At 40.3% G+C, this 21386-nt stretch carries 25 protein-coding genes; 23 read left to right on the top strand and 2 right to left on the bottom strand.

All coding sequences use genetic code 11. From position 1 onward, the window contains the following. Positions 1-6: 6 nt before the first annotated feature. The 22 genes from AC3CAU_RS02250 (at position 7) to pyrF (ending at position 17313) form a co-directional block, all read left to right on the top strand. The gene (locus AC3CAU_RS02250; protein WP_447053250.1) at positions 7-429 is read left to right on the top strand and encodes an ExbD/TolR family protein; all 423 of its coding nucleotides are present in this window, start codon (positions 7-9) and stop codon (positions 427-429) included. Next, complete coding sequence (msbA, locus tag AC3CAU_RS02245; RefSeq protein WP_447053249.1) at positions 429-2156, top strand: lipid A export permease/ATP-binding protein MsbA; 1728 nt, start codon at positions 429-431, stop codon at positions 2154-2156. The genes AC3CAU_RS02250 and msbA overlap by 1 nt, the downstream gene beginning before the upstream one ends. 3 nt (positions 2157-2159) lie before the next feature. Further along, positions 2160-3164 (top strand): tetraacyldisaccharide 4'-kinase, encoded by a 1005-nt coding sequence (gene lpxK, locus AC3CAU_RS02240; protein WP_131216226.1) that lies wholly within the window; start codon positions 2160-2162, stop codon positions 3162-3164. A 12-nt stretch (positions 3165-3176) separates the two neighbouring features. Next, entirely contained in the window at positions 3177-3938 is a 762-nt protein-coding gene (gene kdsB, locus AC3CAU_RS02235) for a 3-deoxy-manno-octulosonate cytidylyltransferase (protein ID WP_447053248.1), read from the top strand. Between the two features lie 29 nt (positions 3939-3967). Then, positions 3968-4951 carry a DNA polymerase III subunit delta' gene (locus AC3CAU_RS02230; protein WP_447053247.1) on the top strand — a complete coding sequence of 328 codons (984 nt, stop codon included), beginning with the start codon at positions 3968-3970 and terminating at the stop codon, positions 4949-4951. Positions 4952-4970: 19 nt separating this feature from the next. Beyond that, complete coding sequence (locus AC3CAU_RS02225) at positions 4971-5312, top strand: PilZ domain-containing protein (protein WP_424622017.1); 342 nt, start codon at positions 4971-4973, stop codon at positions 5310-5312. A 26-nt stretch (positions 5313-5338) separates the two neighbouring features. Then, a complete protein-coding gene (locus AC3CAU_RS02220; RefSeq protein WP_131216222.1) occupies positions 5339-6112 on the top strand; it encodes a TatD family hydrolase in 774 nt (257 codons plus the stop codon). 46 nt (positions 6113-6158) lie between these two features. After that, on the top strand, positions 6159-6773 hold the full coding sequence (locus tag AC3CAU_RS02215; protein WP_131216221.1) for a TetR/AcrR family transcriptional regulator: 615 nt from the start codon (positions 6159-6161) through the stop codon (positions 6771-6773). Positions 6774-6782: 9 nt separating this feature from the next. Beyond that, positions 6783-7340 carry a pilus assembly FimT family protein gene (locus AC3CAU_RS02210; protein WP_447053246.1) on the top strand — a complete coding sequence of 186 codons (558 nt, stop codon included), beginning with the start codon at positions 6783-6785 and terminating at the stop codon, positions 7338-7340. Positions 7341-7476: 136 nt separating this feature from the next. Then, the gene (gene gspI / locus AC3CAU_RS02205) at positions 7477-7908 is read left to right on the top strand and encodes a type II secretion system minor pseudopilin GspI (RefSeq protein ID WP_488368412.1); all 432 of its coding nucleotides are present in this window, start codon (positions 7477-7479) and stop codon (positions 7906-7908) included. Then, positions 7908-8642 carry a type II secretion system minor pseudopilin GspJ gene (gene gspJ / locus AC3CAU_RS02200; protein WP_447053245.1) on the top strand — a complete coding sequence of 245 codons (735 nt, stop codon included), beginning with the start codon at positions 7908-7910 and terminating at the stop codon, positions 8640-8642. Before gspI ends, gspJ begins: the two co-directional genes overlap by 1 nt. Before the next feature lie 21 nt (positions 8643-8663). Beyond that, on the top strand, positions 8664-9611 hold the full coding sequence (gspK, locus tag AC3CAU_RS02195; protein WP_447053244.1) for a type II secretion system minor pseudopilin GspK: 948 nt from the start codon (positions 8664-8666) through the stop codon (positions 9609-9611). Between the two features lie 157 nt (positions 9612-9768). Beyond that, positions 9769-10365: a 6-pyruvoyl trahydropterin synthase family protein gene (locus AC3CAU_RS02190; protein ID WP_447053243.1), complete on the top strand. Its 597-nt coding sequence runs from the start codon at positions 9769-9771 to the stop codon at positions 10363-10365. Positions 10366-10415: 50 nt separating this feature from the next. Then, positions 10416-11129 (top strand): uracil-DNA glycosylase, encoded by a 714-nt coding sequence (ung, locus tag AC3CAU_RS02185; RefSeq protein WP_447053242.1) that lies wholly within the window; start codon positions 10416-10418, stop codon positions 11127-11129. Next, positions 11126-12250, top strand: coding sequence for an enoyl-CoA hydratase/isomerase family protein (locus tag AC3CAU_RS02180; RefSeq protein WP_447053241.1), 1125 nt, complete (start codon positions 11126-11128; stop codon positions 12248-12250). The genes ung and AC3CAU_RS02180 overlap by 4 nt, the downstream gene beginning before the upstream one ends. Positions 12251-12252: 2 nt before the next feature. Continuing rightward, entirely contained in the window at positions 12253-12774 is a 522-nt protein-coding gene (tadA, locus tag AC3CAU_RS02175) for a tRNA adenosine(34) deaminase TadA (RefSeq protein ID WP_447053240.1), read from the top strand. Between the two features lie 59 nt (positions 12775-12833). Next, on the top strand, positions 12834-13265 hold the full coding sequence (locus AC3CAU_RS02170; RefSeq protein ID WP_447053239.1) for an SRPBCC family protein: 432 nt from the start codon (positions 12834-12836) through the stop codon (positions 13263-13265). A 17-nt stretch (positions 13266-13282) separates the two neighbouring features. Further along, a complete protein-coding gene (cmk, locus tag AC3CAU_RS02165) occupies positions 13283-13966 on the top strand; it encodes a (d)CMP kinase (RefSeq protein WP_447053238.1) in 684 nt (227 codons plus the stop codon). 107 nt (positions 13967-14073) lie between these two features. Further along, positions 14074-15750: a 30S ribosomal protein S1 gene (gene rpsA / locus AC3CAU_RS02160; RefSeq protein ID WP_131216210.1), complete on the top strand. Its 1677-nt coding sequence runs from the start codon at positions 14074-14076 to the stop codon at positions 15748-15750. 160 nt (positions 15751-15910) lie between these two features. Beyond that, positions 15911-16213 (top strand): integration host factor subunit beta, encoded by a 303-nt coding sequence (locus AC3CAU_RS02155; protein WP_067726064.1) that lies wholly within the window; start codon positions 15911-15913, stop codon positions 16211-16213. Between the two features lie 23 nt (positions 16214-16236). Beyond that, positions 16237-16596: a lipopolysaccharide assembly protein LapA domain-containing protein gene (locus AC3CAU_RS02150; protein WP_131216209.1), complete on the top strand. Its 360-nt coding sequence runs from the start codon at positions 16237-16239 to the stop codon at positions 16594-16596. Between the two features lie 36 nt (positions 16597-16632). After that, on the top strand, positions 16633-17313 hold the full coding sequence (gene pyrF / locus AC3CAU_RS02145; protein WP_447053237.1) for an orotidine-5'-phosphate decarboxylase: 681 nt from the start codon (positions 16633-16635) through the stop codon (positions 17311-17313). Positions 17314-17726: 413 nt separating this feature from the next. Here the strand turns inward: pyrF and AC3CAU_RS02140 are convergent, their stop codons facing one another. Beyond that, positions 17727-18635, bottom strand: coding sequence for a LysO family transporter (locus tag AC3CAU_RS02140; RefSeq protein WP_447053236.1), 909 nt, complete (start codon positions 18633-18635; stop codon positions 17727-17729). Between the two features lie 51 nt (positions 18636-18686). Next, positions 18687-20198, bottom strand: coding sequence for a flavin-containing monooxygenase (locus AC3CAU_RS02135; protein WP_447053235.1), 1512 nt, complete (start codon positions 20196-20198; stop codon positions 18687-18689). Between the two features lie 155 nt (positions 20199-20353). Here AC3CAU_RS02135 and AC3CAU_RS02130 point away from each other — a divergent pair, with 155 nt between their 5' ends. Continuing rightward, on the top strand, positions 20354-21361 hold the full coding sequence (locus AC3CAU_RS02130; protein ID WP_447053234.1) for an AraC family transcriptional regulator: 1008 nt from the start codon (positions 20354-20356) through the stop codon (positions 21359-21361). Positions 21362-21386: the final 25 nt, after the last annotated feature.

Raw genomic sequence — 21386 nt, 5'->3', positions numbered from 1 at the left:
TGGAAAATGAAATTCAAACGCGCACAAGTTGAAGATATTCATATTAATTTGACACCCATGATCGACTGCTTGCTGTTTATCTTGGTTTTTTTACTGCTATCCACTACATTTAACCAGTTTAGCCGTATGAATTTAACCTTGCCAGATGCGCAAGGTGTTCCGCCTAAGCAATATGATCATAAAGTTGAAGTAGTGGTTGATGCTTCAGGGCATTATTCAATTAACGGCCAATCGATTGACAGTAAAGATATTGCAGATTTAAATACTGCAATTAAACAGATTTCTAATGATCGCCGTGATTTAATGTTCGTGATTGCCGCGGATGCTAAAGCAACGCATCAGGATGTTATTCGGGTGATGGATGTCGCAGGTCAACTGGGTTTTGTTAATATCAACATTAGTACTAAAGTTCCGTCTAGAGGTTATTAGTGAAGCAAGATTTTAAAGTCTATCTACGTCTTTTGGGCTATTTGAAGCCTTTTTGGGGTGTGGCGATATTAGTTTTTATCGGTTTTGCAATTAGTGCAGCAACAGAAGTATCTATTGCAAAATTATTAGAAAAAATCATTACTGCAATCCAAAACAGAGATCAAGGCTTTACTTCTATATTTCCGTTCCTGGTTATTTTGCTGATGTTTTTCCGCGGAGTAGGTTCCTTTATTGGGGGCTATTTCACGGCAGTAATCTCGCGGAATTTAGTTTTTAATATCCGGCAGGAGGTTTTCGCTAAATTACTTAGACTTCCGTCTCAGTATTATTTAGATAATACCAGCGGACATATTACGGCTAAAATTATGTACAACGTGGAGCAGCTAACCGCTGCTTCATCTGAATCTCTGAAAACTATTGTGCAACAAGGTTTGATTACGATTGGATTGCTAGGCTATTTGTTATATAGCAATTGGCGACTCACCCTGATTATTCTGATTTTTGCTCCATTGATGGGTTTTTTGGTCCGTCAAGCATCAAAACGTATGCGTAAATTGTCTTTACAAGTTCAGGACACCATGGGTGATGTTAACCATGTGGTGCAAGAAACTGTAAATGGCAATTTAGTGGTCAAGGGTTTTGGTGGACAAGAGTATGAACAAACCCGTTTTAAAGATCATTCGCTTGAAAACTTAAAACGTGGTCTGAAAATGGTAGTGGTACAACAGCTCAATAGCCCTGTTGTACAATTTATTATGTCGATTGCTATGGGGCTTATTATCTGGATTGCATTACGACCAGAAATTTTGCGTGATACCAGTGCCGGTGAGTTTGTTGCTTACATCACAGCAGCGGGTATGTTAAGCAAACCAATCAAAGCATTAACCGATGTAAATGAAAAATTACAACGCGGTATGGCAGCAGCACATTCAGTTTTTGAATTACTCGATTTACCTGAAGAAAAAAATACAGGAACTTTAGCTCCTGCACTTAAAGGTAACATTCAATTCCAAAACGTGAATTTAATTTATTCCGATGGTCATCAAGCGATTCATGATTTTAACTTGAATGTTAAAGCCGGTGAAACGGTTGCATTGGTGGGGCGTTCAGGTGCAGGAAAAACATCTTTAGTGAATCTGCTGGTACGTTTTCAGGAAGCAAGTTCAGGCCATATTTATTTAGATCAGCATGATATTCAAGCGCTAGATATGAATACCTTGCGTACCCAAATTGCAATGGTGAATCAGCAAGTGGTGCTATTTAATCGAACTGTTCGTGAAAATATTGCCTATGGCCAGCTCGAAGGTGCATCCGATGAAGATATTATTGCAGCCGCTAAAGCTGCGTATGCGCATGATTTTATTATGGCTTTACCGCAAGGCTATGATACGCCATTAGGTGCACAAGGTTTGAACTTGTCAGGTGGACAACGTCAGCGTATTGCTATTGCGCGTGCTATTTTGAAAAATGCGCCCATCTTGATTCTTGATGAAGCGACTAGTGCCCTCGACAACGAATCAGAATATTATATTCAGCGTGCATTTGATACAGCAATGCAAGATCGCACCACCATTGTGATTGCGCATCGTTTATCGACCATTGAAAATGCTGACCTTATTGTGGTGATGGATAAAGGTACAATTGTTGAAAAAGGTACGCATGCGGAATTGATTGCCAAGCATGGCGCTTATTACCAATTACATCAGCGTAATTTTGAGGAAAATTGATTTATGTCAATTGCACAATTGATTCAGGATGCTTGGAATAAACAGGCCAAGTGGTTAATTGTGCTTAGACCTTTCTCATGGATCTATCGTGGTGGTTTTTTACTGAATAAGAAACTTTACCAACTGGGGATTAAAACCAGCTATCAAGCCCCAATCCCGGTGATGGTAATTGGCAATATTACCGTTGGGGGTAGTGGTAAAACGCCACTACTGATTCAGCTGGTAAATTATCTACAAAGTCAAAATGTTCGGGTGGGTGTGGTTAGCCGTGGTTATGGTGGAAAAGGTCCTTTTCCAGCCTATGTCGATTTGGAATCTATGCCAGAAATTGTCGGTGATGAACCCTGTTTGATTGTCCAGTCCACTGGGGTTCCCATGGTCGTAGGTTCAAACCGACAGCGCAGTATTGAATATTTGTTATCCAAGCATGATCTGGACTTAATTATTAGTGATGATGGTTTACAACATTTTGCTTTAGCGCGTCAGATTGAATGGATTGTGCTGGATCGGAATCGTGGCTTGGGTAATCAAAAGCTATTGCCTGAAGGGTATTTACGCGAGCCTCCAAACCGTTTAAACACAGGCACAGTTATTGAGCATGCCGCAGCGCCTACATCTGCTTTAAATATGCATTTAGAAGTGGCATCCCCATATTTGCTCAATGCTGAAGATAGTCCGTCCTTTAATCCCTCTGATAATTTTTATGCCGTGGTCGGGATTGGTTTTCCGCAGCGGTTTTATGAAACTTTAGCGTCTATTGGTATCCATCAATTTCAATGTCATGAATTTCCTGATCATTATGATTATGAAATTACTGATCTTCAATTTGAAGATACAAGTCCAATCATTACCACTGAAAAAGATGCAGTAAAACTTTTGCCTTTGCTAAAACAAAATCCAGATTTTAAACGGGAAATTTGGGTGGTTCCTGTTGAGGCTGTACTTTCGTCAGGCTGTTATGAAGTTTTACATCAGCAATTGCAGCAATTGGGTATTCAAATTTCTTAAGGTTGGTTGTTTATGAAACATATTGTTATTCCTGCCCGTTTTGCAAGTTCACGTTTACCGGGTAAGCCATTACTGGAAATTCATGGTCGTGCCATGATTTTACGGGTGGTGGACCAGGCAAAAAAAGTCGCGGGTTTTGATGATTTATGTGTTGCAACCGATGATGAGCGGATTGCTGAGGTTTGCCGTGCAGAAGGTGTGGATGTGGTGCTGACCAGTGCTGATCACCCATCAGGCACAGATCGTTTAAGCGAGGTTGCTCGAATTAAAGGCTGGGCGAGTGAAGACATTATTGTCAATGTACAAGGTGATGAACCCTTGCTTCCGGCACAATTGGTGCAACAGGTTGCCCAATTGTTGGAATCACAACCTGAATCTTCTATGTCTACCTTGTGTGAGCCGATTCATAGTCTAGACGAATTTAATCGTGACAGTATTGTTAAAGTAGTGATGTCTAAATACAGCCAGGCTTTGTATTTCAGTCGTGCGACAATTCCGTATGATCGTGATGGTGCGAAGCAGGACCTTCAAGAATTACATCAGCAAGCTTACCGGCATTTGGGTTTATATGCATATCGGGTGAATTTGCTGCAAGAATATGTCTCTTGGGAGATGGGTGTGCTGGAAAAACTGGAAAGCCTGGAACAATTGCGGGTGCTTGAAAATGGTCATCGTATTGCGATTGCGGTTGCAGAAGCTAATTTGCCACCTGGGGTGGATACGCAAGCGGATTTAGATCGTCTTAATGAAATGGATGTTTCCTGCTTTGAGTAAGAGTTGGGATGAGGTTGGGCTTTAATTCAATGCAAAATGATGTAGTTGCACAAGTTTATCCTTGGCAAAAAACCGTTTGGGATACGCTGACAGGGCGTTTCCCGAAAATTGCACATGGCTTGCTTTTTTATGGCAAAAAAGGCTGTGGTAAAGAAGCCTTTGCGCAATATTTTTTGGCCTGGGTGTTGTGTTCTAATCGCCATGCAAACAATGCACCTTGTGGGGAATGTGGTAGTTGCTTGTGGCTGAAATCAGATACCCATCCGAACTATGTGCACATCAGTACAGATGAAGAAAATAAAAAGCAAAACGCCAAAATTAAAATCGAAAAAATTCGTGACTTATTGCCCTTTGTACAACAAACGGTAGATGGTTGGAGGGTGATTGTGATTGAGCCGGCAGAAGCTTTAAATATGGCTTCTGCGAATGCATTATTAAAAACGCTGGAAGAACCCGGAGATCGTGTTGTCATTATTTTACTGGCCGATCATTATCTGAAACTTCCCGCGACTATTCGTAGCCGCTTACAACATTTCGCTTTGGATCGGATGTCGGAAGTTCAAGCAGATGAGTATTTGTCTCAGCAGTTACCTGATTTGAATCAAACACAAAAACAACTATTGCTGAATCTGTCCAATCAAATGCCTTTGCAGGCCATGCAATTGGCACAAGCCGAATGGCTAAACAAACGACAAGAATTTGTAAACGATTGGCTGAAATTGGTCAGTCAAAAAAATATGCCGATGGCAATTGCGACCAAGTGGAACAAAGCCCTCAGTTTTAGTGACTTTACGCACATGTTTGAATACTTGTTGTCCGATTTAATTTGTGTCAAGCTCAATCAGCAGGTTAAAAATCCAGATTTGGATTTAAGTGAATTATCAGAAAAATATTCATTGGAATTTTTATTTACCATTTATTCCGATTTGCAACAATCTAAACAGTTTATCGAGCAAAACGTACAAGCTAATTTGGTACTTGATCAATTGTGTATAAAACTAATGAACATCTAAATATTTAAAGGGGAAGATGATGCAACCACGTATGGGCGGTATTATTCAGGCGAATATCCCAGATAAAGACACCTTATATGCCAGTTATATGCCTTTTGTTGCCGGTGGTGGATTATTTATTCCGACTACACAGCCGGTAAAACTTGGGGAAGAAGTGTTTGTACTTGCAACCTTGCCTGAACAGTCACAAAAAATTCCTTTAACCGGTAAAGTCATCTGGATTTCACAAAAGCAGAACGGCATCAAGTTACAAGGCTTTGGTATGCAACTGAGTGGTGAAAAAGGTGTTTATTACAAATCAGAAGCCGAAAAGTTGCTTGTAGGTATTAAGTCTGAAGGGCGAACTAGTTACACTATGTAGCTGTTTAAACGATTTAGGATCTCACCGTGTTTGTAGATACTCACTGCCATTTAACCTTGCTGGATTTAACACCTTATGGTGGTGATTTAGATCTGGCATTAGCACAGGCGCGTGAAGCGGGTGTATCCAAGTTCATGAGTATCTCGGTTAATCTGGATGACCATATCGAGCTTACTACAATTGCCGCACGTCATACTGATGTCGGATACAGTGTCGGAGTTCATCCCTGTGAAGATCCTGAGACCATGGCGCGTGCGACCACAGACTATTTAATTGAACTGGCTCAGCCTGAAAAAGTGTGGGCGATTGGTGAGACAGGTCTGGATTATTTTCATAGTACTGATTTCATTGCTGAACAAAAACAATGTTTTGCCCGTCATATTCATGCCTCTCAGGCAGTCAAAAAACCTGTAGTAGTGCATACCCGCTCAGCCAAGCATGATACGGTGGATATCATTCGCGCTGAAAAGTCGACTCATGGCATTCTGCACTGTTTTACCGAAGATTGGGAAACTGCAAAGGCGGTGCTGGATTGTGGTTATTACGTGTCATTTTCTGGAATTGTTTCTTTTAAAAATGCGCAAGATTTACGTGATGTTGCGAAGCAAGTTCCATTGGATCGCGTACTGATTGAGACAGATAGTCCTTACTTGGCACCAATGCCCTATAGAGGAAAGTCTAATGAACCAAAATACGTTCCCTATGTAGCCAAAGCCTTAAGTGATGTATATGATAAGTCAGTTGAGGAAATTGCTTTCATTACCATGCAAAATTTTGAAAACCTTCTCAATTTAAAGTAAATAATTCGAATTGATACAAGCGCATAAAGAGAGTTACAGGGTGAAGATGGATCGTCAGGCTCAGTTTCGAGCGAGAGAAGCGTTAATTTTTCAGGTTGCAGAGCAACTGTTATTAGAAAATGGCGAATCAGGGATGACGCTTGATGCGTTGGCAGCAGAACTCGATCTAGCGAAAGGGACTCTATATAAACATTTCCAAAGTAAAGATGAACTCTATATGCTTCTTATTATTCGTAATGAGAAGATGTTGCTTGAGATGATTAGAGATGTGGAAAAAGCTTTTCCAGAGCATTTGGCTTTCTTTATGTTGCATCATTTACATCATCCGGAACGTACAGTGCTGTTCCATCAAATTGAAGAACGTCTTTCTACTACAGGTGTAGGAATTCATCATTTATTCAGCGAGCTGTATCAGGTGAGAAAACAGCGCTTACGGATTATTTTTCGTATGACTGAAAGCTATCTGGAAAGCATTCAAAGTAGCATGTCGGTGCGTGATTATTTGGCCTCTATTTGGGCTTTAACCCATGGTGCAGCAGCAATCCTGAATTCTAGTTTTTATCAGCGTTATTTGGGTTCACGCGATACATTGCGTGTAGCTTATATTGACCAGGCATTGGCGATGCCAAAACAAATCCGTTCTACGGAACAATTTGCCTAAAGGTCTGCCATGAAGCATACAGCATCATCAATTCGCGGTTTTACCCTTATAGAGTTGATGGTGGTAATTGTGATTATGGCAATCATGGCATCTTTAATTCTTACCAATATTAACGGGGTAGATCAGCGTAAAGCCATGCAGGCACGTGAAGTGTTTATTATGGATTTACGCAGAATTAATCGTGAGGCGAATGATCAGGCACGCATTTTTGCCCTTGATGTTCAAACTGCAACAGATATATCGCCATTTCATTATAGTGTGGTTGAATATCTAGTTCCATCTCTTCAAGCTACACAAAATTCAGTCCTCAATCAAAATAAAAAATGGCAAGACTATTCAGAATTTGAAAAGCGTGCTTTGCCCGATCATGTTTCCTTCAATGTACAATCTCTCGATCATCGCTATGAAAATGCCAATAATGATGATTTGCTGAATGCAAATGCACCAAAGTTACTTTGGCTAGGCAATGGTGAAGCGAAACCGGTACGGATTCAATTTTATTTCGAGCAACGTCCGATTGGTGAAGAAATCGAGATTGATCATTTAGGTAAAATCAATGAAAGCTAGATACTTTAAGTATAGCTCTTCGTCGTCTTGCGCAGCGGTGAAACAGCGTTTCACTTATCGCTACTCCTCAAGCACAGCTTTCGGACTTTCTTGCGAGGTAATACCTCTGAGGTCGAGTATTACTCGACTTAATCGTGTGTACTCAGAAGATGGTTCTTCCTCTTGCGCTCGGACGAAACGTTGTTTTGTTAATCCTCGCTCAGGTTTTACCCTATTGGAAGTGATGGTGGCTTTAGCCATTTTCGCGACAGCAGCAATCGCTTTCACCAAAGTGGCGATGCAATACACTCAGGCAACTTCGAATGCCATTTTAAGAACCAAAGCGCAGTTTGTTGCTTTAAATGAAGTTGCCGTGATGGAAATTAACCAAGAGTGGTTGCAAGGAACACAATCCAAACAGATTACGCAGCAGGGGGAAACCTGGCAAATTGATAAATCTGCACAATCGACGATTAGTCCGAATGTGCAGCGTATTGAAGTGCAGGTGAGTTTGTTTAATGCTGAATCAGGTAAAGTTGAGTCGGGCATTACCAATTTGGTTTTCTTTAACTATAAGGCCAAAGTTTGATGCAATCGAAAAATAAAAAAAAACCAACTCTAGACTCTCCCAAAGGTTGCTGGTCTTGCGCTCGGACGAAACGTTGTTTCGTTAATCCTCGCTCAGGATTTACCTTGGTTGAATTATTGGTGGCGATTGCCATATTTGCAGTGCTTTCGGCATTAGGCTGGAAAGTTTTTGATTATCTAGTCAAGGTCAAAGAGCGTAATACTGAACATGAAGTGAATTTGGGACAGTTGCAAGAAGCCTATCAACAAATTTTGCGTGATACGGTTCAGGCCGTGCCACTAAGCGCGAATATCAATAAAAATATTCAGCCTGCTTTAGTTTTGCAAAATGGGCGCTTTAATTTTAGTAAAACAGGGGTGACTGATCCTTTACAACAAGGTATTTCCGCGGATGAACGTGTGGAGTATCAGTATCGTGCAGATGAAAAAAAACTGTATCGTTTAAAATATCGTAATTTAAACAGTAGCGGACGCGATCAACCTGAATCCAGCGTGTTGTTAAGCGATGTAGGTCAGTTTGAAATTGTGGTGCTGAATCCGAATGAGTCAAGCTCATGGCCGGAGGGCCAAGTGGATTTAAATGATGCTACGCAAAAACAGATACTACCCAAAGGGGTTAAAATTAAATTAATAGTGAAAGATGTTGCTTATGAATGGATTTTTAGTTTGTTAAATACCGACTACTTAAAACCGCAGAACAATAATCAAAATAACAATTCAAATAATCCAACATAACCAAGCTTAAAGAGATTGAACATGAAGCAGCAACAGGGTATTGCCTTAATTACGATCTTGGTCATGGTCGCATTAGCAACAATTCTTGCTGCAACTATTGCCAAACGTCAGGCCAATACTGCTGAAAATACGGCATATTTGATGCGTCAAAATCAATCTTTACTGTATGCCAAAAGTGCAGAAGCCTTTTTTTCAGAGCTGTTGGTGGATGATGCGAAAAATGCAGGAGATATTGATCATCTGCAAGAAAATTGGGCCAAACCGATGCCAGCTTTTCCAGTGGAAGATGGCTTTGTATCGGGAACTTTGCAGGATGAATCAGGTAAATTTAATTTAAATAGCTTGGTCAATAATGACGGTGCAGCGAATCCTCAGGCAAAAGTTTGGTTTGAAAAGCTGTTAATCCGTGTGGGTTTGCCAGAAAAATTGAGCGAGGCAGTGATTGATTGGCAAGATGCTGATGATGAAACCATTGGTGCGATGGGGGCAGAGGCCAGCTACTATCAAGGTTTGCCACAAGGTTATTTACCGTCAAACAGTAAATTTCATAGTGTTGAAGAACTTAAATTAGTCCGTGGCTTTGAAGGTCAAAAATATCTGCAAATTGCGGATTATGTCAGTGCTGCACCTACATCCGATACTAAGGTCAATATAAATACCGCGCCAGCGATGGTACTTGCGAGTCTTGATCCCAAGTTGGATGTCAATGCGGTTGAACAGGTCTTGCAGCAACGCCAGGCAAAGTTAGAGCATTTTTCAAATATTAGTGATCTTTGGGCAATTGAGCCTTTCACCCAGGTTAATGCTGATGTCCGAAATGAAGTGAATAATTTGCTGGGTGTACAATCCAGCTATTTCAAAGCCAAGATTGAAGTGCTGTTAAGCGAGCGTAAACGTCAGTTCAGTAGTGATTTGGTGCGTAAAGATAAAACGGTATATGTAGCGTATCGCAGTATGGCACCATTTTAAGGATATAAGCCAACACGCTGAAATATAAGGTATCTAATTCTTTGTTTTGCTAAGATATGTTTTGTCAATAGTGTTGAACAGTAAAAGTAATGTCCAGTCTTTCACTTTTGCTTTATAATCAAATTCAATTCACATATTTTTGATTACATCACGGCACATGTTAATTCGTAAGTTATTTAAGTTTGAAAATGCTCATATTGTGCGAAATTGCACATCGGATCGCTGTAAGCGTTCGATTCATGGTCATAGTTATAAAATTGAATTATTGCTTAAAGCTTCGAAGCTTGATCATGGTCAAATGGTGTACGACTTCGGGTTGTTGAAGGGCGTAATCAAGGACATCTTTGACAGTTTTGATCATGCCATTTGTTTTTGGCAGCATGATGATGCTGAATATATTGAAGCTTGCAAAAAATTTAGTGCACGTTGGGTAGCTTTACCCGTTTCTCCTTCGGCAGAACAATTTTCACGTATTTTCTTCTACTTGGCGCAACAGGTGCTTGCGTCTACTGAAACCCAAAACGGGGAAGGTGATGTAGAAGTTTACTCTGTAATAGTGCATGAAACAGATACAGGTTATGCACAAAGTTTTGTAGAAGATATTGAAAATGAGCAAATGGGTGTGCTGAGTCTTGAACAAATTGTGTTCTCTGAACAAGTTCAAATTGAATGGACCGACCCGAATATGTATGAAAAATTACAACAAGGAATTAAATTCCAAAACCCGAGTGTTGATCTTCAGGTACATATCTAAAGATCATTGAATTACGTGATAGGTTTTCAAAAAAGGATTAGGAAGCAGTTATGTCTTTAACGGAACAACAGCAAGCTCAACTAAATAAAATTCAGTTAGATGCGAGTTGGAAAGGGGTTTTAAGTGATTTTTTGCTTAGCCCAAAAATGGATGAGTTAAGGCAGTTTCTGATTGCTGAAAAACACGCAGATAAAGTGATCTATCCCCCGAGTTCGCTAATTTTTAATGCCTTAAATACAACCCCATTACATCATGTGAAAGTCGTTATTTTAGGTCAAGATCCTTATCATGGACCAAATCAGGCGCATGGATTAAGCTTTTCTGTGCAAAAGGGACTTGCATTACCGCCTTCTTTACGTAATATCTTTCATGAGTTGAATACCGATCTGGGTGTTCCTGTTTCGAAACACGGTGATTTAACACGTTGGGCGGAACAAGGGGTTTTATTGCTGAATGCAGTTTTAACTGTTGAAGCAGGTCAGCCAACTTCGCATCAAAAACAGGGGTGGGAAGATTTCACCGATCATGTTATTGATGTATTAAATGAGCAGTGTGAGCATATTGTTTTTATCCTGTGGGGGGCATATGCGCAACGTAAAGGTCAGCGGATCGACCCGAATAAACACCTTATTTTAAAAGCTGCACATCCTTCACCACTTGCAGCAAACCGCGGTGGTTTTTTTGGCTGTAAAGTATTTTCAAAAGCAAATAATTACCTGAAACAAAATGGCATTGAGCCGATAAATTGGCAGCTGGACGCATGACAAAATCTCCTGAATTAAAAAACTATCATTCTGATCTTATTGTAGAAGAAGCAAGAAATGGCTGGCGCATTGTTCGTCTGAACCGTCCGAAATCTCTGCATGCTTTGGATGAGTCTATCGTTACCGCACTATTGGAAGTGTTCCAAGATTTTCACCATGATGAGGCTGTTAAAGCCATTTGGTTGGATTCAACCACGCCGAAAGCATTCTGTGCGGGTGGAGATGTGCGTAAACTTCGTCAATTGGTAATAAATGATGAAGTTGAGATAGCAAATAAATTCTTTGAACAAGAATATGCATTAGATTTATTGCTGCATAACTATGCTAAGCCTGTTCTGGTTTGGGGTGAAGGTTATGTGATGGGTGGGGGGCTTGGTTTATTCATGGCTGCACCCTTCCGTTTGGTCACGCCTTATTCACGTTTAGCCATGCCTGAAATTAACATTGGTTTGTATCCGGATGTTGGTGGTACTCGTTTCTTGGCGGATCGCGGAGCTATTGGTCTATTTACCGGTCTAACTGGTTCGATTATGACCGCAGCAGGAGCCTATGGTATTGGTTGGGCGACCCATATTTGTGATGCTCAGCGTGATAACGTACTTGAAAAAGTAATCAGTATTAATTGGGGGCACTACCCGGCCGGTGATTTTCGCGCCATTGATGACACGTTAAATGGGATGCACCGTCCAGTGGGTCCAGGGCCATTGCAAAACTCACTAGATGTGATTCACAGTGTTTGTCGTGGCGTAAACTTCGAACACGATTATGAATCTATTATTGGGCTGAGTGATGCGCGTAGTGACTGGTTGCGTCAAGCCAGTGAGAACTTGCAGAAAGGTTCACCTACAACCGCAGCTTTAACTTGGCTATTGTGGCAGTGGGGTAAGCAGGTTCATTCATGGAATGAAGTATTTGAACTTGAAACTCAAATTTCTGACTGGAAAATTCGTCATGCCGATTTCGTAGAAGGGGTGCGTGCACGTTTGGTGGATAAAGACTTATCTCCAGAATGGAAAAAAGGAACGGACTTTTCACTGAAAGCAATTTTGGCTGATTGTCCACCTGTGACCAAAAATGAAAGCTGGAATAATTTGTTGAAACACTATGGTGTGATCGGTTAACAATGACGGATGCAACACCATTGTCAGACGAGTACTGGATGCAGTTTGCCTACCAGCAAGCTGCTATTGCAGCTTCAAAACAGGAGATTCCTGTCGGTGCGATTATTGTCAGTCAAAATCAAATTATTGGTGCAGGCTATAATACGCCCATTTCTTTAAATGACCCCACTGCCCATGCTGAAGTTCAGGCATTGCGCCAAGCTTGTGCTCATCTGCAGAATTACCGACTTCCAGAAGACTCGGTTCTGTATGTCACTTTAGAGCCTTGTACCATGTGTGTCGGGGCTTTGATTCATGCACGAATCTCCAAAGTAGTGTTTGGTGCAACTGAACCAAAAGCAGGTTCACTGATTAGTGCGAGAAAGTTATTTGAAACAGGTTATTATAATCATCAGTTTGACATTGAGGCTGGATGTTTGAATGAGCAATGTTCCAAGCAACTCAGTGATTTTTTTAAGATGCGCCGTGAGCAAAAACGACTGCAGAGATTACAAGAAAAATCCCTAAATGATCAGAATCATTAATTCAAATCATGTAAAATAAAATGACAATAAGTATTGTCAATTAAAATTTAGGATAAGTCATGAATTCCATTCAGATAAAAAAAGAATTTAACGCACCCATCGGTCAGGTTTTTGATTTGTTATCAAAACATTCAACTTATAATATAGCCTTTGCACCGATTCAGGTAGAACGAATTAAAGACTCTGCAGATCCTGAACGTCCAGATGGTATTGGTTCAGTACGCCGTATGGGTTTTGGCCCCATAAAACCGCTGCAAGAACAAATTACCTTGCTGGAACCTAATGCGCGCATCGAATATCAGATTATTAAAAATCCTTTAGTGAAACATCATTTAGGGATTATTGAGTTTGAAGCAAAAGATGCTGACAAAACTTTAGTAACTTACACTATTGAATTGCAGGCACGCGCACCCTTTGTGAGTAAATTAATCCTTGCACAGCTTAAATCTGCGATTAAACTAGGTTTTTCGAAACTCGCTAAAACTGTATAGCATAAAGTGGAAAATTAATGACAGTTCAAATTATTACTATCGATGGTCCAAGTGGTTCTGGAAAGGGCACACTTGCGGCTAAACTGGCAGCGCACTATCAATTTCATTTACTGGATTCTGGTGCTTTATATCGTTTGCTGGGGCTGTCATTACATCAACAAGAATTGTTGGGTTGTCTGGATTCAGCGCTTGAGCAGGGCATAAAAATTGCAACAAATTTAGACATAAAATTTGTTACAACTGCAGCCAGTATTCAGGTTCAACTTGAGGGTGAAGATGTGACTCAAACCATTCGTACAGAACGGGTGGGTGAATTTGCTTCAAAAGTTGCTGCAATTCCTGAACTTAGAGTGGCACTTTTTGAACGTCAGCGTGCTTTTGCACAGGAACCGGGCTTGGTTGCAGATGGTCGTGACATGGCGACTTCTATTTTTCCGGAAGCCCAAGCCAAGATTTACCTGACTGCTTCGGCTGAATCCCGAGCGGCACGACGTGTAAAGCAGTTGCAGGGTATGGGGCTAGATGTTAAAATAAGCGACATTTTAGCTAATATACAAGCTCGAGACAAACGGGATATGGAGCGCACGGTCGCTCCACTCAAGCCAGCAGCAGATGCTTATATCATCGATAGTTCAGAATTGGGCATAGATGAGGTATTCAAGTTGATGACCAATTTTGTCGAAAAGCAATTAGCCATTTAAAGAATTTTCAGCCAAAGCATAGCTAGATCAGTTTATTACGGACTATGTGGAAGCTTTATTAAACCGGCCTTGTCTGATCCAAGACCGCTGACTTTATCAGGTATATCATGACCGAATCTTTTGCAGCCCTCTTTGAAGAAAGCGAATTAAACCTCAACGTTGAAAAGGGTGCTGTCATCCAAGGCGTTGTCGTAAGCATCGACTCTGACTGGGTAACAGTTGACACTGGCCTTAAATCAGAAGGTATTGTTGACCGCGCTGAATTCTTAAACGACCAACGTGAACTTGAAGTTCAAGTTGGTGATACTGTTGATGTTGTTGTTGAAGCTCTTGACAACGGTATGGGTCAAACAGTTTTATCACGTGAAAAAGCAAAACGTGCTGAAACTTGGACTAAACTTGAAAAAATCTTTGAAGACGGCGAAATCGTTACTGGTGTTATCTCTGGTAAAGTTAAAGGCGGTTTCACAGTGGACATCGGTCCAGTACGTGCGTTCTTACCAGGTTCTTTGGTAGACACTCGTCCTATCCGTGACACAACTCACCTTGAAGGTAAAGAGTTAGAATTCAAAGTAATCAAACTTGATGCTAAACGTAATAACGTTGTTGTATCTCGTCGTGCTGTGATGGAAGCTGAATCTTCAGCTGACCGTGAAGCTCTTCTTGCTCAGCTTGAAGAAGGCCAAACAGTTACTGGTACGATTAAAAATCTTACTGATTACGGCGCATTCGTTGACCTTGGCGGTATTGATGGTCTTCTTCACATCACTGATATGGCTTGGAAACGCATCAAGCATCCTTCAGAAGTTGTGGAAGTGGGTCAAGAAGTTACTGTTAAAGTACTTAAATTTGACCGTGAACGTAACCGCGTATCTTTAGGCCTTAAACAATTAGGCGAAGATCCATGGTTAGCGATCATGAACCGTTACCCTAAAGGTTCAATCGTTAAAGCGCGCGTAACTAACCTGACTGATTACGGTTGTTTCGCTGAAATCGCTGAAGGCGTTGAAGGTTTAGTACACGTTTCAGAAATGGATCACACTAACAAAAACATCCACCCATCTAAAGTTGTTCAGATTGGCGACGAAGTTGATGTTATGGTTCTTGAAGTTGATGAAGAACGTCGTCGTATTTCTCTTGGTATTAAACAAACTCGTGCTAACCCATGGGAAGAGTTTGCTAAAGACCACGACAAAGGCGAAAAAGTATCAGGTACGATTAAATCAATCACTGATTTCGGTATCTTCATCGGTTTACCAGGTGGTATCGACGGTCTAGTTCACTTGTCTGATATTTCTTGGAACGAACAAGGCGAAGAAGCGATTCGTCGTTACAAGAAAGGTGACACTGTTGAAGCGGTTATCTTGTCTGTAGATGCTGAAGGCAACCGTATCAGCCTTGGTATCAAACAAATGAACAATGATCCGTTCAATGATTTCTTGGCAACTAACGAACGCGGTGCTTTGGTTAAAGGTACTGTGACCGCTGTTGACGCTAAAGGCGCAACTGTTAAGTTAGCTGACGAAGTTGAAGCGTCTCTTAAAGCTTCTGAAATCAACCGCGATCGCGTTGAAGATGCAACTAAATTCTTGGAAGTTGGTCAAGAAGTTGAAGCTAAAATCATCAACGTAGATCGTAAATCACGCTCTATCAACTTGTCTATCAAAGCGAAAGACGAAGCTGAAGAGAAAGAAGCAGTTGCTAACTTGAAAACAGCAACAACTTCTACAGAAAATGGTCCTAAGACTATTGGTGATTTGATCAAAGCTCAAATGGGCAACTAAGTAGGCGTTAAAATGTATTGTTAATGTAAATTAATTAATACTTTTTACACAAATACTGTAAACGGTAGCGTAGTATTAACTTATTGCGCTACCGTTTTGTATTTAAACACGTTATTATCGGATCATCTACAAAGTAGCTTGATAATTAAAGAGGTCGCAGATGACTACGGAAGCACTGAATAAGTCTGACTTAATAGAGCGAATTTCCCTTAAAAATCCACACTTAGCAGAACCTTTGGTCGAAGAAGCTGTTAAAATTATGATTGATCAAATGATAGCTGCTCTATCATCAGATAATCGTATTGAGATTCGTGGTTTTGGTAGTTTTGCTTTGCATCACCGTGATCCACGTGTGGGGCGTAATCCTAAAACAGGAAAGTCTGTTGAAGTGGCTGCAAAAGCAGTTCCTCACTTTAAACCGGGTAAGGCGTTGCGTGATGCAGTAAACGAATCTGCTCAGTAAGAAAAATTCCAAAAGGGGTATCTATGCGTTACGTATTGGTCGCTTTGCTTATTGTACTGTTTGGCTATTCACTGGCTTTAGTTTTACAAAATGGTACTGAACTAAGTGTAGATCTGCTATTTACTCAAGTTCCTGCTATGCGTTTAGGCTTATTGTTATTACTTACTTTGGCTTTGGGTGTGGTGTTGGGTTTATTGTTAGGTGTGCAAATCTTCCGAGTATTTCAAAATAGTTGGGAAATTAAACGATTGCGTAAAGACATTGAATATCTCCGGAAAGAGCAAATTCAAACTGCCCAATTGGCTGCTGCTGAAGCTGCAGCTCATACTAGGCATGAAAAAACTGTATTAGATATTACCAACGAAAATAAAAGCCCATTATAATGGGCTTTCTTTTTGTCTGACCGAAGGTAAATTCTCTTGAGTATCATTGTTGCACTGGATGCTAAAAGCCAATATGACGCGTTAACCATTGCAGAGCAATTAGACCCTGCTTTATGTCGAGTAAAAGTTGGTAAAGAGTTATTTACCCATGAAGGTCCAAGTGTAGTTAAGGCACTGCACGAAAAAGGCTTTGAGGTTTTCTTGGATTTAAAATTCCATGATATTCCAAATACGACTGCACAAGCCGTATGCGCAGCAGCAGATCTTGGTGTGTGGATGGTGAACGTACACGCATCAGGTGGTCGTAAGATGATGGAGACCTGTGTAGAGCGTTTAAAAGTGGGTAATTATAATACTCAACTTATTGCTGTGACTGTGTTGACTTCAATGGGTCGTGAGGACTTAAAAGATATCGGTTTGGATATTGAACCATCTGAACAAGTAAAACGTCTTGCTAAGCTTACTCAAGACAGTGGTCTGGATGGTGTGGTCTGTTCAGCTCAAGAAGCAAAGATGCTCCGTGAGACATTAGGTCAGGATTTTGCTTTAGTGACACCGGGTATTCGCCCAGCGGGTTCTAATGCAGATGATCAAAAACGTATTGTGACACCAAAACAGGCGATGCTGGATGGTTCAACGCATTTGGTGATTGGTCGCCCAATTACTCAATCAGAAAACCCAAGTCAAACCTTGCGTGATATTTTGGCGACGTTGTAATTCTGCCAATACGATAAAAAGCCTTTCAAGTGAAAGGCTTTTTTATACATTAAAAAAGTGAAAATAACAATTAAAGGAAAAATGATGACTACATCTGAACATTCACCAGAAATAGTACAGAATGACATGATTTAAAATGTTCAACAGCTTCAACAACAAGAACAGCAGCAACAGCAGACAGGTTCGGTAGATTGGACATCAGGGGTTGATGTTATTGGTCTAGCATCTGATGTAATTAGTCTTGCTTCGGATGTCATTGAAACGATGCATTGGGTAATATTGATTTGAGTTTGTAGGTGCTTAATTAATATACAATCTTCCTAAATCTCCCTTTCATAAAGGAGGAATTTCTCCTTCCTGTGCAAGTTTTAAAGTAATGCTTTGAAACACAGCGTAAGAAGAGGGAAGGAGTTTTAAATCGCCGCCAATACACTGACCACTACAGGTGCCAATACTGATAAAATAAAACCACTGACCATAGCGTGTGGGATAAACTCCTTGCCACAGGCTTGTTTGACCATAGGTAGAGTGACATCCATAGCAGTTGCTGCAGCGGATGAAATGGCTGACCGAGGATAGCGCCAGCCAATGCTATACATCAAGAGAATCGCAATAATTTCTCTGAATAAATCATTCATCAGTGCAATGCTACCAAGCTTGGCATTTTTTAATTCAGTTACCACAATACCTGTCATGGAATAAAAACCATAACCCTGTGACAGCATAATCAGGTCTTTGAGGCTAATGTCTTTCACAATTGCTGCGGTAAAAAAGGCACCTGCTAATGAACCAACAATACAACCTATGGGTACAAGCATAATTCTCCAGTTCAGCCATGAACGGTCGAGCGGAGAATAGGCTAAATCCAAACCAATCAAGAACATGAAGATGAGCAGTAAATTCCATGTACTCACATGCAAGCTATAATCAAAATGATTAAAAATTTCGGCCAGTCCGTAACCTAATGCGAGTGCAATAAAAGCATAACTAATATTAAGCAGCGATTTAACCAATAGTGCTGCGGATACTTTACCTCGTGTGGGTTGATAGCCAATACTTTTAAACAAGATATAGCAGCAGAGAAAAGCACCCAGTGATGTTGCAATCGAGAGGATGAGTGCATGAGATAAAATCTGTAGGGGGCTGCTTATACTGTGTAATGTTTGAGAAAATTCAATCGCGATGGCAATGAGTAGAATATAAGTAAAATAAGGTAGAACTTTAAAAGCTAAGCTTTCTAGCCATTTCGGAAGTTTACGGGCAAGAACGAAGCCAAAGAATAAACAGATAAGAAGTTGGATGATCAACCAAAGCGATTGCATACAAAAAGTCGGCAGGTGAAAAGACACCTGCTTATTATGACCATTAAGTATTTAGGCTGCACGACTTCCAGGTGTTTTATTTAGCAACCGGTAATCTGCGGGATTAAGTTTTTTGGTTTTTAACCAATATTTCCAGGTATAGGTGGGCCAAAGCGCAAAGTTTTTACCTCCATCTTGCTGATACCAACTGACACATCCAGATTGCCATATAGTTCCATTAAGAAGGCTTTGTACCTCTACATTAAATTGATTTTGCACTTGATCTTTCACTACAATGGCATGGCTATGGGGCTGTTTGACTAACTGAATCATTTGTAAGATGTAATTGACCTGTGACTCAATCATAAAGATGACAGAGTTGTGCGCCAAAACTGTATTGGGTCCTAAAAGTTGGAATAAATTTGGAAAATGTTTGGTGCAAATCCCATAAAAACTTTCTGCGCCCTCATGCCAAGCTTCTCGTAAATCGAGTCCATTTTCTCCGGTGCATTTAAATGATTTTAAATAAATTCGGGGATCAGTGATAAAGCCCGTACCGTAAATCAGACAATCAATCTGACGTTCTTTACCATCTTTGCTAATAATACTGTTAGGAGTTAGTTCTTGAATGTCATCGGTAACGAGTTCGACGTTGCGTCTATTGAAGGTTGGATAGTACTTATTAGAAACTAAAATACGCTTACAGCCCATAATATAATCAGGCGTGAGCTTTTGAACCAGGTTTTTATCTTTCACTTGGTATTTAATATAGGCTTCTGCGAGTTTTTGGGTGTATTTCATCACGGTTGGTTTAACTATGGGAATTACACGCGATTCATTTGACCAATAGAGACGTGTGCGGTGCAGTTTTCTAAACCAATCAAACTTATCAAACAGCTTTTTTTCCAAACTTGAATAATTACGTTCATCTCGTGGAATGACCCAGGCTGCGGTACGTTGAAACACATACAGTTGCTTTACTTTGGAGACAATTTCAGGAATATATTGAATGGCGCTACCACCCGTACCGAGGGATGCAACATTTTTATTGCTGAGGTCATATTGATGATCCCATTGCGATGAATGAAAAACTTTACCCTGAAACTTTTCAATACCCTTGATGTGTGGAATTTGCGGAACATGTAAAGGGCCAGATGCGAAAACAACAAATTGAGCCATCAGGATTGTGTCATTATTTAATGTCAGCTTCCAGTCACAACTTTGTTGATTGTATTCAGCAGCCATAACCTCGCAGTTAAAATGGCAGTATTTTTTCAAATCATAACCGCTCATTAAGCTTTGAATATAGGCAAAAATTTCAGGTGCTTCGGCATAGCGCTTCGACCAATCACTTTTGGGGGCAAAAGAAAGTGAATACATATGGGATTGCACATCACAGGCTGCACCCGGGTATTGATTCTCACGCCAAGTCCCACCAATATCATTGGCCTTTTCTAAAATGACAAAATCTTGAATATTATTTTGTAATAAACGAATAGCCATCGCCAAGCCGCCAAATCCTGCTCCAATAACGGCAACTTGAGTTTGTTGTGGTAGTTGTCTGCTTTGAGTCGCATCACACATTTTTTATTTGCCTTATAGGTCTATTTTTATATAGCTTAAATGAATAGGTAAATCCGCAACATGATAGGTATGACAAAAAAATTGATAGATTCGGCAATTTGCAAAAGTGAAATTTTATAGTAAAAACTGTCATATTCTTTTAATTTGACAATGTTATGAAACGATCAATTCTTGGCTTGATGTATTTAATTCAAGGCATGCGTAAAGCTGGGGTTGCAGTCGATCAAAAACTTCAAAGTATTGGTCTGCGTGCTGACGCATTGGATCCAAGTTCAATTATTCATCCAAGTTTGGAGTGGGACGTCTTAAAAGTCATCGGGCAAGATGTTGCGCCCGAAAAAGGATTATTTATTGGGCAGCATTATGCACTTGCTGGTTATGGCCCTTTACTGATGCTGTTGGTGACCAGTGATAATGTACGTATAGCTTTAGAGCAAGGTATTTTGTATCAATCTTTAACTCATTTAACTGGGGCTTTAAGCTTGAAATATACAGAGCATAAAGTTGCTTTGTGTTATGAGCCGCATGATTTAAATAGTGATCTGGGTTTACTGCGGGCGCAATGTGAAATTTCAGGGACCTATAAATTTATTCAAGATCTTTATAAAATGATGGGATTGAGCATTCCTCAAATTCATATTGATTTGCCATTTTCACAACCAGAAAATCAAGAGTCCTTAAAAAACTATTATGATTACTACGGTCTAGAGTTAGGGTTTGGTTCGAAGTGTGCAGAATTCTGGTTCGATAATGCCGTACTGAATGTTCCGATTCCATCCGCAGATAAAATGACTTTTAAAATCTATGAAAGTAAATGTATAGCGGAGTTAGAACGCTTAAAAGTGGATCAACAAATACCTTCATTGGTGCAACGTGTACAAGATTATTTAGAGTTACAGCAAGGTGTAATGCCAACCATGGCAGAAACAGCGCAAGCGCTGCAAATTCCAGAGCGAACTTTGCGCCATCAATTGCAACAATTACAAAGCAGCTATAAGCAAATACGTGAACAACTGATTAAAGACAAAGCACTAAGGCTGATAGAGTATAAAGAATATTCTATTGAAATGATTGCAGAGTTACTGGGCTATTCCGAGCCAGCGGCTTTTAATCATGCCTTTAAAAGATGGTTTGGATATAGTCCACGCCAGTACTTTAAATAGCCTAAGTTTATTAATGCCAAAGTGT

Source organism: Acinetobacter sp. GG23 (assembly GCF_057766365.1).
This window is presented reverse-complemented; position numbering and strand designations above follow the sequence as displayed.

What these genes read in the sequence shown, in the direction of transcription:
- cmk (WP_447053238.1), top strand. Translation starts at nt 13,283, where the DNA reads ATGACAGTTCAAATTATTACTATCGATGGTCCAAGTGGTTCTGGAAAG.
- AC3CAU_RS02140 (WP_447053236.1), bottom strand. Translation starts at nt 18,635, where the DNA reads ATGCAATCGCTTTGGTTGATCATCCAACTTCTTATCTGTTTATTCTTT.
- gspK (WP_447053244.1), top strand. Translation starts at nt 8,664, where the DNA reads ATGAAGCAGCAACAGGGTATTGCCTTAATTACGATCTTGGTCATGGTC.
- AC3CAU_RS02225 (WP_424622017.1), top strand. Translation starts at nt 4,971, where the DNA reads ATGCAACCACGTATGGGCGGTATTATTCAGGCGAATATCCCAGATAAA.
- lpxK (WP_131216226.1), top strand. Translation starts at nt 2,160, where the DNA reads ATGTCAATTGCACAATTGATTCAGGATGCTTGGAATAAACAGGCCAAG.
- tadA (WP_447053240.1), top strand. Translation starts at nt 12,253, where the DNA reads ATGACGGATGCAACACCATTGTCAGACGAGTACTGGATGCAGTTTGCC.
- AC3CAU_RS02150 (WP_131216209.1), top strand. Translation starts at nt 16,237, where the DNA reads ATGCGTTACGTATTGGTCGCTTTGCTTATTGTACTGTTTGGCTATTCA.
- AC3CAU_RS02215 (WP_131216221.1), top strand. Translation starts at nt 6,159, where the DNA reads ATGGATCGTCAGGCTCAGTTTCGAGCGAGAGAAGCGTTAATTTTTCAG.
- AC3CAU_RS02155 (WP_067726064.1), top strand. Translation starts at nt 15,911, where the DNA reads ATGACTACGGAAGCACTGAATAAGTCTGACTTAATAGAGCGAATTTCC.
- AC3CAU_RS02230 (WP_447053247.1), top strand. Translation starts at nt 3,968, where the DNA reads ATGCAAAATGATGTAGTTGCACAAGTTTATCCTTGGCAAAAAACCGTT.
- AC3CAU_RS02170 (WP_447053239.1), top strand. Translation starts at nt 12,834, where the DNA reads ATGAATTCCATTCAGATAAAAAAAGAATTTAACGCACCCATCGGTCAG.
- kdsB (WP_447053248.1), top strand. Translation starts at nt 3,177, where the DNA reads ATGAAACATATTGTTATTCCTGCCCGTTTTGCAAGTTCACGTTTACCG.
- AC3CAU_RS02180 (WP_447053241.1), top strand. Translation starts at nt 11,126, where the DNA reads ATGACAAAATCTCCTGAATTAAAAAACTATCATTCTGATCTTATTGTA.
- AC3CAU_RS02130 (WP_447053234.1), top strand. Translation starts at nt 20,354, where the DNA reads ATGAAACGATCAATTCTTGGCTTGATGTATTTAATTCAAGGCATGCGT.
- AC3CAU_RS02210 (WP_447053246.1), top strand. Translation starts at nt 6,783, where the DNA reads ATGAAGCATACAGCATCATCAATTCGCGGTTTTACCCTTATAGAGTTG.
- rpsA (WP_131216210.1), top strand. Translation starts at nt 14,074, where the DNA reads ATGACCGAATCTTTTGCAGCCCTCTTTGAAGAAAGCGAATTAAACCTC.
- ung (WP_447053242.1), top strand. Translation starts at nt 10,416, where the DNA reads ATGTCTTTAACGGAACAACAGCAAGCTCAACTAAATAAAATTCAGTTA.
- gspJ (WP_447053245.1), top strand. Translation starts at nt 7,908, where the DNA reads ATGCAATCGAAAAATAAAAAAAAACCAACTCTAGACTCTCCCAAAGGT.
- AC3CAU_RS02190 (WP_447053243.1), top strand. Translation starts at nt 9,769, where the DNA reads ATGTTAATTCGTAAGTTATTTAAGTTTGAAAATGCTCATATTGTGCGA.
- AC3CAU_RS02135 (WP_447053235.1), bottom strand. Translation starts at nt 20,198, where the DNA reads ATGTGTGATGCGACTCAAAGCAGACAACTACCACAACAAACTCAAGTT.
- AC3CAU_RS02250 (WP_447053250.1), top strand. Translation starts at nt 7, where the DNA reads ATGAAATTCAAACGCGCACAAGTTGAAGATATTCATATTAATTTGACA.